The sequence below is a fragment of the Marinospirillum alkalitolerans genome, from assembly GCF_045055655.1.
Lineage (GTDB): Bacteria > Pseudomonadota > Gammaproteobacteria > Pseudomonadales > Halomonadaceae > Marinospirillum > Marinospirillum alkalitolerans.
Window position 1 is genome coordinate 400610 of record NZ_JBANFI010000003.1, and the last position, 12568, is coordinate 413177.

The following is a 12568-nucleotide window of genomic DNA, read 5'->3' on the forward strand; positions in this document are numbered from 1 at the left end:
GGTTTATCTCATCTGAGGTAAGCGTGCGGCTTGACGAAAATCATCACCTGGTTGAATGGGCTCTTTCGATTGCATCACCAGTGCGAAGCTAACCTGATCAAAAACGCGATACACCATGACCGTGCCACGCACGCGATCTGCTGCAAAGACCACCTCGCCCGTTTGCGGATGGCGTAAACGCCGTCCAGGTGCCATCACTTCAAACATTTCACCAGGACGCAGCTGATCGTGACCTCCACTGAGAATCACAGGTTCAAAACTACCGATGCGTTGAATATCTGGATTCAAGGCACGCAACACACGCCCATGAACAGGCTGTGCAGGTAGTTGCGGCTGCAAGCCCTCAGTAAAAGAAGAAGGTGCAAAGGGCAGCAAACGATCGCCGACACGTATTTCCTGGCTGGTATCAACCAGCTCCAGCACCGATGTGCTGCCCGCTTCGACCATGCGCGCAGTGCCGATGGCTCTGGCTTTGAAACCGAGGGCACGACGTGTTTCAGGATCGCGCAACTGCTCCAGATGGCGATAGACCGTATAATAGCGCTCATCACTGGTGACCTCGCCCAGAACATGCACACGATCTCCGTTCGCGCCAAGCGTGCGTGCATCATCGAAGCCGACGATATACAGCGCATCCTCAAATTCAGGACGATCAATCATGATATCGCCATTAATAAAGGCCTGAATCTGATCGAGAGGCAAAAAGGGAATCGGTTCCTGCAAGGTCAACAAGCGCAAGCGTGGTCGCAGGCGCAAGCGGTTTTCGCGATCAAGCAGCTCGATGACATCACCGGGATAGATAAGGTGCGGGTTCGCCACACCTGGATTAGCATGCCAGAGCTGCGGCCACATCCAAGGATCATCTAAAAAACGTTCTGCGATGGCCCATAAAGAATCGCCACGCTTCACTTCATAGACTCGAGGCGCATCTTCTCGAATCACCAGGGCCTCAGCGCGCAGCTGGCCCATCAGCAATCCACTGAGCAAGAGCAACAACAAAAATTGAACTAAGCGCACTTGCATCCTAGCGAATTGATCGGAAATATCAGCCTGTTGCATCAACTGCATCACTCCTATCCTCTCCTGAGTATGACCAGGCGCATCGGGAACTTCCCTTGCGCTCTGTCTTCTATACTGAACGAGCACAATGAACCCACAATGCCCATGATTACCTTTTGTTACACTCTGCCTGAAACACACAAAGCGAGCAAGAAAAAGGTTAATATAGTGCATCCCAAAGCCAGAACCCTAGAGGCATGTCATGAATTTACTCACTATCCTTGAATACCCTGATCCACGTCTCAGGACACCTGCCACGCCCATCAGCGCTGACGAGATCAATGACGAGCTGCAAACGCTGATCGATCGTATGTTCGCCACCATGTATGCCGCTCCCGGCATCGGCTTGGCCGCAACGCAGGTCGATGTGCATCAGCAGCTGATCGTGATCGATGTGTCAGAGAACAAAGATCAACCCTTGGTGCTGATCAACCCCAGCTATACTCCCGTTGAAGACGCCACTGAGCTGATGCAAGAAGGCTGCCTCTCAGTCCCCGAATACTGGGCTGATGTGAAACGCTATGTGCGTATCCGAGTTCGCGCACTGGATCGTCACGGCGTTGAGCAGGATTTTGAGTGTGATGGCCTCCTCGCTCATTGCGTACAGCATGAATGTGATCACTTAAAAGGAATCGTGTTTGTTGACTATCTCTCGCGTCTCAAACAGGATCGCCTGAAGAAAAAACTGGCGAAGATGCATGCCGCCTAAGGTTAAGTTTTTAAGGCTTTGTCCTTTTACCCTGTCAAGGTTGAATTATGCGTATTGTTTTTGCAGGCACTCCTGAGTTTGCTGCGACTCATCTAGAGGCACTCCTCACTCAACCCAATCTGAAAGATATGGGCGCAGAAGTGGTGGCGGTCTATACCCAGCCCGACCGCCCAGCAGGACGAGGCCGCAAGCTGACTCCCAGTCCAGTCAAAAATCTGGCTCTGGCTCATCAACTGCCTGTGTTTCAGCCTTTGAGCTTAAAAGATGAACAAGCCCAGCAAGAGCTGCGTGATCTCAAGCCCGATCTGATGATCGTTGTGGCCTATGGTTTGCTACTCCCCCAGGCGGTGCTGGAGATACCGACACATGGCTGCATCAATGTACACGGTTCCCTCTTACCGCGTTGGCGTGGGGCGGCCCCCATTCAGCGGGCGCTACTCAGCGGCGATGCCACCACCGGTGTCACCCTGATGCAGATGGACATCGGCCTGGATACTGGCGCGATGCTCAGCAAGACCGAAACCCCAATTACGGAGCAAGACACCAGCGCCAGTCTTTACCAGCGTTTAGCTGAGCAAGGGGCAGCAGCCTTGCTGGCATTATTGCCGGTGATTGCCCAAGGACAGCTCCAGCCAGAAATTCAAGATGAACAGCAGGCCACCTATGCCAAGAAGCTGACCAAAGAAGAAGCGCAGTTGGATTGGCGACGTTCAGCCACCGAGCTGGATCGCGCTGTGCGCGGCTATCAACCCTGGCCTGTGGCATGGACACTCGATCTGGAGCAGGTGATCCGCATCTGGAGCGCCAGCGCCTTGGATCTAGAGCACAACGCACCACCGGGTTTGCTGCTCGATATTGAAGATAAAGAAGCCCTCATCGTGGCTTGCAAAGAAGGTTGCCTCAGAATCACCGAGCTCCAGCTCCCAGGACAAAAGCGGATGGCTGTGCGCGATATCCTCAATGGGCATGCGGAGCGCTTTCAAGCGCAGCTGACTTGCTTTCAATCACCTGAGGAACACAATGCATGAGTAGCTCGCAACCCGTGCAGGTGCGGTTGAAAGCGATTCAAGCGCTCTTGCCGGTGGTCCAACAAAAAAGCTCTCTTTCCAGCAGCCTGCCTAAAGCCCAGCGCGGCCTCAGCCAAGAAGACAGCGCCTTGGTACAAGCCCTGGCCTTTGGTGTGTGTCGCTTTTATCCGCGCCTTGAGTTTTGGGCACAACAACTCTTGGAGCGGCCATTTAAAACCAAGGATCTGGATGTGCAGCTACTGCTGCTGATTGGGCTGTATCAGCTTCAGGAAGAACGTGTTGCCGACTATGCCGCGATTGACTGCTGCGTTGAAGCGAGCAAAACACTGAACAAACCTTGGGCCAGCGGTCTACTCAATGCTTGCTTAAGACGCTTTCAACGTGAACAGGCTCAGTGGATGCAACGCGCTGAGCAGAAAGAAATCGCCGCCAGTGCCCATCCTGCATGGCTCGTGAAGCGCTTCAAAAAAGCCTGGCCCAAGAACTGGCCTGCACTCTGTGAAGCCAACAATCAACAGCCACCGATGACGCTGCGCATCAACGCCCGCCAGACCACACGCGAAGCCTACCTTGCACTGCTGCATCAAGCTGGATTTGCAGCTGATCCGACGCCTTTCAGCCCTTGGGGTATTCGACTCCATCAGCCAGTACATCCGCACGCCTTGCCTCACTTTGCCGAAGGCTGGTGCAGCGTCCAAGACGAAGCCGCTCAGCTCGCTCCTTTATTGCTTGAACCCCAACAGGGAGAGAGGCTTCTCGATGCCTGCTGCGCGCCAGGTGGCAAAACGGCCCATTTAGCAGAGCTGGTGGATGGGCCGCTGCTGGCTTTGGATATCGACGCCCACCGCCTACAGCGCGTCGAGGAGAACTTTGCGCGCCTACAGCTCAGCGCTCAGATTCAGGCTGCGGATGCAGCTCAACCTGCCACCTGGTGGGATGGTCAGCTCTTTGATCGGATTCTGTTGGATGCGCCCTGCTCAGCAACGGGTGTGATACGTCGCCATCCTGATATCAAACTGCTGCGCCGTGAGACTGATCTCAAGGCCTTAGCTCAGACTCAGCTGGCCCTGTTGAAGGCGCTGTGGCCCTGTCTGAAGCCAGGTGGAAGACTGGTGTACGCGACCTGCTCGGTGCTGCCAGAAGAAAACACCCACCCTTTGAGTGAGTTCACCTATCAGCATCCCGATGCTGAAGCGGTTGATCTCAGCCACCTGTCTTGGGGAGAGCCAACCCGCTGGGGTCGCCAGCTTTTTCCTCAGGCAGCAGGTCATGATGGCTTCTTCTATGCCTGCTTGATCAAAAAAGCCGTTTAAAAACCTAGCCTTAGCCTAAAAAGCATCAGGGCGCGTACGGATCGCGCCCTGCGTTTTTTATAAGCAGCTCAGTAGACCTTAGATTCGCCTTCCGGACGCTGACGAAAGCGTTTATAGGCCCATTGATACTGGCTGGGTGCATGCGCAATCAAAGCCTCAACCGAGGCATTCACGCCCGCAGCCGCAACCTGTTCATCCTCAGCATAAACTCGGGCATCGGCCGGTTCAAAAATCAGCTCATAGCCCTGCCCATTTGGCAGACGGCGTGCCAGAGCCGTAAAAACCTGTGCTTGGGTGCGACTCACCAGCTTGGGCAGCAAGGTGGCAGTCAAAGCAGGCACACCAAAAAAGGGCGCAAACACCCCACCCTGCCCCGCATCCGGTTCCTGATCGGGCAGAATACCCACTGCGCCGCCTTTTTTCAGGCTTTTTAACAATGCCGCCACGCCTTTGACATCGGTTGGCACCAAACGCGCCCCTGTGCGCTCACGTCCACTTTTGATCAAAGGATCGAGTTCGCGCACCTTAGAAGGGGCAAACATCGCCATAAAAGGATGACGCTGTGCAAACCACAAGGAGATAATCTCCCACTGGCCAATATGTGGCCCTAATAGGATCACCGGCTTCTGCTCAGCTTGGAGCTGAGCGATCACCTCATAGCCTTCGACCTTGACCACACTTTTGAGCAGCTTCTGCGGCGGTGCTAACCACATGCGCCCCATTTCGAGCATGGTTTTCGCGCTTTCAATCAACGCACTGCGCGCCAGCTGATCTCGCTCCCAAGGGGTTTTGTGTGGAAAGCACAATTCAACATTGACTTGGCTGACATGACGCTCGCGTTCGGAAAAACGCCAGGTCAAGCGCCCAGCCCATTGCCCTAGACGCTGGATCCACACCAAAGGCAAGCGCCCCATTAAGCGCCATCCCAGGCGTATCCACCAGGCTTTGACCGGGTGGGAATACTTATCTCTTGCCATGCTGCTTCTCTTTATCCGTCACTTGTTTCACTCAAGCATCATCATGCCGCACAGGACTCTACCAGCGCAGTATCACCCAGCTGGGAATCAGTAGACGCCCGCGTTCACGTTGATCCAGCTCACCATCGCCTTCTGAATCAACCAGATAGTAAGGTTCACCTTGATCTGGAATCACCTTGATCGCAAAAAGTTGCCCATTAACGCGATACTCCTCTATCGTGCGACCTTCTTCTTGGCGGATCACGATTTCAGGTTCAGGATCTTGTGCCCAGCTCAGGTTCGCACAGCAAACCGAGAGCAGCAATGCCACCAATATTTTTTTCATTCGTCTTCTCCAAAGATGCAAGCTGAGGCCGAGTCCAGTATCCTGCTCTTTCCATCCTGATCGGAATCAAGTGAAAACGGCTTCACTGCAAAAGATCTCTGGCTTTTTGCAGTCAAGTGCCCTGAATGACGACCCTCTTGTGCAGAGTTTACCCTATCCTGCAACAAGATGGCTGAATAGAAAACGAGAGCAAGATGACCACAACAGCCCAAGCCACGCCTCCCTATGTTCTTGTGGATGGTTCCTCCTATCTATACCGTGCTTTTCATGCCTTGCCTCCACTGACCACACGCCAAGGTCAGCCTACCGGCGCTGTCAAAGGAGTGGTCAGCATGTTGAAAAGCCTGATGCGCGCCTATCCGGCCAGCCCAATCGCCGTTGTCTTTGATGCCAAGGGCCCTACCTTTCGTGATCAGCTATTTGCCGAGTACAAGGCACAACGCCCGCCCATGCCAGATGATCTACGCAGCCAAATCGCGCCCCTCCATGCCTGCGTGAAGGCGCTGGGTTTGCCTCTTTTATGCGTTGAAGGTGTCGAGGCTGATGACGTGATCGGTACCCTCGCCCGCCAAGCAACACAGCAAGGCCGAGAGGTCGTCATTTCGACCGGTGATAAGGACATGGCGCAGCTAGTTGATCAGCATGTCTCGCTCGTGAACACCATGACCAAAACCTATCTGGATGTCGATGGCGTCAAAGAAAAATACGGTATTGGGCCAGAGCTGATCATCGACTTTCTCGCCTTGATGGGTGATAAATCCGACAATATCCCCGGTGTACCCGGTATCGGCGAAAAAACAGCACTGGCTTTGCTACAAGGTATTGGCGGCTTAGATGCTCTGTATGATCAGTTGGATCGCATTGCTGAACTGAGTTTTCGAGGTGCCAAGAGTACGGGCAAAAAGCTGGCCGAACATCGTGAACAAGCCTACTTGTCTTATCAGCTGGCAACGATCAAAACCGATTGTGATCTCGAGCTGAATCTGAACGATCTCCAACTTGGGACGCCCGATACCCGCCAGCTGCGCCAGCTGTATCAAGAGCTCGAATTTAAAGCCTGGCTGGATGAGTTGGAAGCCAATCCTGCCCAAGATGCGCCTTCAGAAACCGCCGCAGCCTCCAAGAGCGCGCCACCATCAAGCAGCCCAGAGACCAGCTCAACACCGCCAGCCGCACCAGAATCCTTGGATTATCGCTGCCTGCTGACGGAGGCCGAATTCAAGGCTTGGCTGAATCGCCTGCAAGCCGCGCCTTGCTGGGCTTTCGATACGGAAACAACTGGCCTCAATACCCAGCAGGCCGAGCTGGTAGGGCTGTCTTTTGCACTTCAAGTGGGTGAAGCCGTTTATATTCCTCTGGCGCATGATTACCCAGGTGCGCCGGATCAACTCGATCGCGATTGGGTGCTGGCTCAGCTCAAACCACTGCTGGAAGATCCCCAATACGGCAAAATCGGCCAAAACCTCAAGTTTGATGCCCATATTTTGTTGCGCTACGGTATCCACCTACAGGGTATCCTAGGCGATACCTTGCTGGCCTCCTATGTGCTGAACTCCACAGCCACTCGCCATGATATGGATTCACTGGCCCAGCACTACCTTGGCTACAGCACGCAAAGTTTTGAATCGATTGCAGGCAAGGGCAGCAAGCAGCTCACTTTTAACCAAATCGAGCTTGAAGTGGCGACCCACTATGCGGCAGAAGATGCGGATATCACACTGCGCCTGCATCAACATCTGCAAGCAGAGCTCCAAGCCTATCCAGATCTACTGAGCCTTTATCAACACATCGAACTGCCACTTGTGCCGCTGCTCACACAGATGGAAGAAGCTGGCGTCAAGATTGATGCCGAACAACTCAAGGCGCAATCTCATCAATTTGGTTTGCGTTTACAAGAGCTGGAGCAAGAAGCCCATGCCTTGGCAGGGCGGCCTTTTAACCTGAACTCACCCAAGCAGCTGGCGGTGATTCTGTTTGAAGAACAGAAGATCCCGGTACTGAAAAAAACGCCCAAAGGGGCGCCCTCAACAGCAGAAGCGATTCTTGAAGAACTCGCCTTGGATTACCCCTTACCGCGCCTGCTGATGGAACATCGCGGCCTGGCCAAGCTGAAAAACACCTATACGGATAAACTCCCCAGCCTGATCGAGCCTCGTACAGGGCGGCTGCATACCAGCTACCACCAAGCGGTGACGGCCACAGGACGCCTTTCTAGCTCAGAGCCAAACCTGCAGAACATCCCGATCCGTCATCAGGAAGGGCGGCGTATTCGCCAAGCCTTTATTGCTGAACCCGGCTATCGCCTTGTTGCGGCTGATTACTCGCAGATCGAGCTGCGCATTATGGCCCATCTCTCTAGTGATGCTGGCCTGCTCCAAGCCTTTGCAGCAGAGCAGGATATTCACCGTGCTACAGCCGCTGAGGTTTTTGGTATCGAACCAGACGCCGTGACTCAGGATCAACGCCGCAGTGCCAAAGCCATCAACTTTGGCCTGATTTATGGCATGAGTGCTTTTGGTCTGGCGAAACAGCTCCATATCGAACGCCAGCAGGCACAGGTCTATATCGAAAGATATTTTGAACGCTATCCAGGCGTTAAGCGCTATATGGAACAGACCCGTGCTCAGGCCGCAGAGCAGGGCTATGTTGAGACCTTACTCGGACGCCGCCTCTATCTACCTGATATTCAGGCACGCCAGGCTCAGGTGCGGCAGGCCGCAGAGCGCACGGCGATCAATGCACCGATGCAAGGCACTGCTGCCGATATTATTAAGAAAGCCATGTTGGATGTGAGCGCCTGGCTCGCCACCAGCCAGCTGGATGCACGCATGATCATGCAAGTTCACGATGAACTCGTATTTGAAGTACAAGAAGAGCAGGTGGAAACACTGATCGAGGGTGTACGCAAAGCGATGGAAGAGGCCGTCACTTTAGACGTGCCGCTGCGAGTCGAAGCAGCCAGTGGACTCAACTGGGATGAGGCGCACTAGCCTCTTTCTCTTGCCTTTTCTGCTCAAGATGCCGTGAAGAATCAACAAAGGGGCCATTCAGGCCCCTTAAGTGAATCTCAAGCAGCGATGGGTTAACCCACCTGCACTACATCAAACGCCACTTCCGTCGCGACATCGGCTTCATAGTCAACATCCTCGCGGCCAAAGCCAAACAGCTTGAGGAAATCGTGCTTGTAGCTAGCATAGTCAGTCAGCTCAAACAGAGTCTCATTATTCACTTGGGCCCAAAGCGCTTTGCACGCCTCCTGCACATCATCACGCAGCTCCCAGTCGTCTAGGCGGATGCGGTTGGCTTCATCCAAAACGACAGCCTCACCTGCAACAGGATACAGCTGCGTCAGATACAGGCGATTAAGCTGTTCGATAGTACCTTCATGCAGGCCCTTGTCTTTCATCACTTTATAGACCAAAGAAATGTAAAGAGGCATGACTGGAATCGCGGCAGAGGCTTGCGTCACAACCGACTTCAGCACGGCAACATGCGCAGCACCTTGGTATTTCTCTGACAACTGCTGGTTGAGTGCGGCGGCGGCACGATCGAGATCTTCTTTAGCTTTGCCCAAAGCGCCATGCCAGTAAATCGGCCAAGTGATTTCTGTCCCGATATAACTAAAAGCGGCGCTTTTCACGCCTTGTGCCAGGACACCGGCCTGATCCAGCGCTTGCATCCACAGCTCCCAGTCTTCACCACCCATCACACGAATGGTATCGGCAATTTCTTCTTCGGTCGCAGGCTCAACCTCGGCTTCAATAATCTGATCCTTATTGGTATCAATCGCAGTCGAGCGATAGACCTCACCAATAGGCTTCAGGGCAGAGCGCTTCACTTCACCTGTATCAGGCAGCTTGCGCACTGGTGAAGCCAAGGAATAGATCACTAAATCAACTTCGCCTAGATCCGCTTTGATCATCTCAATGGCTTTGGCACGTACTTCGTCAGAGAAGGCATCGCCATTAATCGATTTGGCGTACAGGCCTGCTTTCTTGGCTTCTTCTTCAAAAGCCCAAGAGTTATACCAGCCCGCTGTACCTGGCTTACGCTCAGTACCTGGTTTTTCAAAGAACACACCCAAGGTCGCCGCTTGATAACCAAACGCAGCCGTAATCCGTGCTGCCAGACCATAGCCACTAGACGCACCGATCACCAGTACCTTCTTAGGCTGATCGGATGCAGCTTGTTGCGCAAAAGTACGCTGCGTGGTCTGTATCTGCTCAACAACATTTTGGTAACACCCCTGCGGATGAGTGGTCGTACAAATAAAGCCACGATACTTGGGTTTAATAATCATGCCTTGCTCACTTATATTCGTTTTTAGATTTGTGATGAAAGAGCTCCTTACTGAGCCCACACCTCTGCGCGGCCATTATAAACGCCTCTGCAACGAGACTCACGACCTCGACATGACAAATCGCTGTTCTTTTATCCAGCAAAGTTGATAGAATACTGTTTTATAAGATATTTTCTTTGTGGAAGACACATGGCTAATTTTGCTACACATGTCGGGGTTGCTGTCGGTGTCGGTGCCAGTCTGGCAACAGGTCTGACAACTCTTGGCTATATCCCCTGGGATACTGGACTGAATTTATTGATCTTTTTTGTCTTCGGTACACTGCTGCCCGATATCGATGTCGACAACGCTCGACCCGTCCGCTGGGTTTTTAATCTCTTTGCCTTATTTGCCGCCTTGCTGACCTTTTCTGCCCTCACACCAACACCGAGCAGCGGGTTCTGGTTCAGTCATCCAGCGCAGCCTGGCTGGCCTGCTTTTATTGGCGCACTCGCTGTCTGGCTCATCATTCGCTATCCGCTTTCCAAGCTATTCCAAAAGCTAACACGACACAGAGGCCTAGCACATAGCCTCATCGTAGGCTTACTCTGGTCGCTGGCTTGGCTACATTTTGCGCACTGGCAATTCAGTGGTGACAGCCTAGTTTTCTGGCTACAAGCGCTTGCTCTGCTAGGCGGCTTTTTACTCCACCTAGCACTAGATGAAATTTATAGTGTCGATATAGAGGGAATCAGAATCAAGCGCTCCTTTGGCAGCGCAATGAAAGTGCTTGACCGACGCTTTATGTCTGGGTCGATTGCTGTCATTATTCTGAATCTGATTATGATTTTAGCGCTACCCAACCCTGAGGCATTGTTGCTATGGCTAAAACTCTTCTAAGACCTTGGCTGTGCGTACTGGCTTTGTGCTGGACTGGTCATCTGTTTGCAGATTTTCCTGAGGATTTTATTCGCTTAGAAACCCAGCAACCCTACTTTGGACAGCTAGGTGATGATGAGCCGCAAAGGTTTTATTTTGTGCTCGAGCAGGCGGCACAAATTACACTAGAGAGTAGCACTTTAGCGCGGATCAATAATGTGCACCCTGAAGCCACCCTTTTTAACGCAGATGGACGGCGGATAACTAGCGACAGGATGAGCGGGCAAGGGCGCAACTTTCGCATTCAGCGCCATCTAGAGGCAGGAACCTATGTGTTACGGGTGGATAATGGCCGCCCCTGCGGTTCACTCTATGGATGCCCGAATGTCAACCGCGACTATCAGATCCTCCTTGATATCCAAGAGCCGGGCCGTTTTTAAAACAAGAAGCCTTCGATGCCGTGATCGATTTATCCACAATCAGTATCCCCATCATCGAAGGCGAGCGATCAAGGCTTAAAACTCATTGCTGAGTGCTTTATATCCCTTCACCAATTCAATATTCGCTGAAACGACGGACTCAGAGAACTCTGAAACCGAAGCCTGAACACGCGGCACATCATCCAGATTCGATTCAGGACCGAGCTGCATCGTAGAGGGCACATAGAAGCCAGGCGGTAAATCGCAACCATCAACCACCGCATTGTGGCGTACTGCGCAGCCATCACCAATTTCACAGTTAAAGACCACACTGTTAAAACCAATAAAAACACGACTGCCAATCTTGCAAGGGCCGTGAATAATAGAGCGGTGCGCAATGGAGGTTGACTCTCCAATTTCGACCAAGCCACCCGCCTTAGAGTGAATCACGACACCATCTTGGATGTTTGAATTCGCACGAATGATGATCGGATCCATATCCCCTTCTTCATTCGTCTCATCAGCCCGGATCACGGCATAAGGACCCACAAAGACGTTTTGCTCAATAATGACCTTACCGCAGATGATGGCTGTATTATCGACATAGGCATCAGGGTGGATCTGGGGTCTGTCACCGTTTGGATTACGTCTAATCATGCTGGCTCCTTTTGTGTAAGATAGAAGTTAAAAGAGCCTGAGTGTAGCAGCTTTCACTTCTTGTTCAGTAGAGTGACTCAAGATCTCTGACCACTTCTAACGCCGTGCTAAACCTTTATGTTGTAAATAAGCCAGCATATGAGGGCGTGACTCCTTGCTCAGCTTATCAATCATCTGCGCTGACCAGTTTGCCTGCTTTTGTCCACCTGCACGCTGCGCATAATAGGCTTCCATTCGCTGATCATATTCTTCAATCTGCTGCGGCGTGGCAGGCTGATAGGCATTAGTATGCATGACCACTTCAGGGGAAAGGCGAGGTTTCAGATCAGGCTGTTGATCTGGGTGGCCTAGGCACAAGCCAAAAAGAACCGCTGTGTTGTGCGGTAACTTCAGTAGTTGATCAACCTCATACGCACTATTACGTAACCCACCTATATACACGCCACCTAAACCAAGCGACTCAGCCGCGAGCAAAGCATTCTGTGCCATGATGCCGGCATCAATGGCGCCAATCAGCGTTAACTCGGTAAAGTCAGGCTGGATCTCATTATCTAAGGCCGCGTGACGTTGAAAATCGATACAGAAAACCCAAAACTCTGCTGATTGAGCAACATAGGCCTGATGGCCAGCTAACTCGGCTAGCTGCGCACGAATGTCGGCATCAGTAATGCGAATGACGGAGACAGCCTGAATCAGGCTTGAGGTCGAAGCGGCCTGTCCTGCCGCAAGAATAGCCTGACGTTCTTCATCCGTTAATGGTTGATCTGTAAATGCACGAATAGAACGGTGCTGGCAGATGAGATCTATCACGGTATTCATGGGCTACCTCTTCTAAAAAACTTGAAAGAAGAAGAGTTTAGAGCGAGAAAGGGGTTTTGGAAAGCAAAAGTAAGATAGGGATCAAATGGCTGATTTCACGGTTC

General features: G+C 52.5%; 12 protein-coding genes. 6 read left to right on the forward strand and 6 right to left on the reverse strand.

The window, feature by feature from the left end:
* Positions 1–3: 3 nt before the first annotated feature.
* Positions 4–1068 (reverse strand): LysM peptidoglycan-binding domain-containing protein, encoded by a 1065-nt coding sequence (locus tag V6U78_RS06800; RefSeq protein ID WP_405338745.1) that lies wholly within the window; start codon positions 1066–1068, stop codon positions 4–6.
* A 193-nt stretch (positions 1069–1261) separates the two neighbouring features.
* Here V6U78_RS06800 and def point away from each other — a divergent pair, with 193 nt between their 5' ends.
* The 3 genes from def to rsmB are packed head-to-tail and all read left to right on the forward strand — an operon-like array spanning position 1262 to position 4109.
* Positions 1262–1768, forward strand: coding sequence for a peptide deformylase (gene def / locus V6U78_RS06805; protein WP_405338747.1), 507 nt, complete (start codon positions 1262–1264; stop codon positions 1766–1768).
* 47 nt (positions 1769–1815) lie between these two features.
* Positions 1816–2796, forward strand: a complete 981-nt coding sequence (gene fmt / locus V6U78_RS06810; RefSeq protein WP_405338749.1) for a methionyl-tRNA formyltransferase — start codon at positions 1816–1818, stop codon at positions 2794–2796.
* Positions 2793–4109: a 16S rRNA (cytosine(967)-C(5))-methyltransferase RsmB gene (rsmB, locus tag V6U78_RS06815; RefSeq protein ID WP_405338751.1), complete on the forward strand. Its 1317-nt coding sequence runs from the start codon at positions 2793–2795 to the stop codon at positions 4107–4109. The genes fmt and rsmB overlap by 4 nt, the downstream gene beginning before the upstream one ends.
* A gap of 68 nt (positions 4110–4177) precedes the next feature.
* Here the strand turns inward: rsmB and V6U78_RS06820 are convergent, their stop codons facing one another.
* Positions 4178–5086, reverse strand: a complete 909-nt coding sequence (locus V6U78_RS06820; protein WP_405338753.1) for a lysophospholipid acyltransferase family protein — start codon at positions 5084–5086, stop codon at positions 4178–4180.
* A gap of 58 nt (positions 5087–5144) precedes the next feature.
* The gene (locus tag V6U78_RS06825) at positions 5145–5411 is read right to left on the reverse strand and encodes a DUF2782 domain-containing protein (protein WP_405338755.1); all 267 of its coding nucleotides are present in this window, start codon (positions 5409–5411) and stop codon (positions 5145–5147) included.
* 194 nt (positions 5412–5605) lie between these two features.
* Here V6U78_RS06825 and polA point away from each other — a divergent pair, with 194 nt between their 5' ends.
* On the forward strand, positions 5606–8401 hold the full coding sequence (polA, locus tag V6U78_RS06830; RefSeq protein ID WP_405338757.1) for a DNA polymerase I: 2796 nt from the start codon (positions 5606–5608) through the stop codon (positions 8399–8401).
* 92 nt (positions 8402–8493) lie between these two features.
* On the opposite strand, the gene fabV is transcribed toward polA, so the two are convergent.
* A complete protein-coding gene (fabV, locus tag V6U78_RS06835) occupies positions 8494–9711 on the reverse strand; it encodes an enoyl-ACP reductase FabV (protein ID WP_405338759.1) in 1218 nt (405 codons plus the stop codon).
* 189 nt (positions 9712–9900) lie between these two features.
* Here fabV and V6U78_RS06840 point away from each other — a divergent pair, with 189 nt between their 5' ends.
* Together V6U78_RS06840 and V6U78_RS06845 are read left to right on the forward strand one after the other, a co-directional pair.
* On the forward strand, positions 9901–10590 hold the full coding sequence (locus V6U78_RS06840) for a metal-dependent hydrolase (RefSeq protein ID WP_405338761.1): 690 nt from the start codon (positions 9901–9903) through the stop codon (positions 10588–10590).
* Positions 10572–11009 (forward strand): hypothetical protein, encoded by a 438-nt coding sequence (locus V6U78_RS06845; protein WP_405338763.1) that lies wholly within the window; start codon positions 10572–10574, stop codon positions 11007–11009. Before V6U78_RS06840 ends, V6U78_RS06845 begins: the two co-directional genes overlap by 19 nt.
* 75 nt (positions 11010–11084) lie before the next feature.
* On the opposite strand, the gene V6U78_RS06850 is transcribed toward V6U78_RS06845, so the two are convergent.
* The gene (locus V6U78_RS06850; RefSeq protein ID WP_405338764.1) at positions 11085–11645 is read right to left on the reverse strand and encodes a gamma carbonic anhydrase family protein; all 561 of its coding nucleotides are present in this window, start codon (positions 11643–11645) and stop codon (positions 11085–11087) included.
* Between the two features lie 96 nt (positions 11646–11741).
* Entirely contained in the window at positions 11742–12464 is a 723-nt protein-coding gene (gene nfsA / locus V6U78_RS06855; protein ID WP_405338766.1) for an oxygen-insensitive NADPH nitroreductase, read from the reverse strand.
* Between the last annotated feature and the right edge of the window lie 104 nt (positions 12465–12568).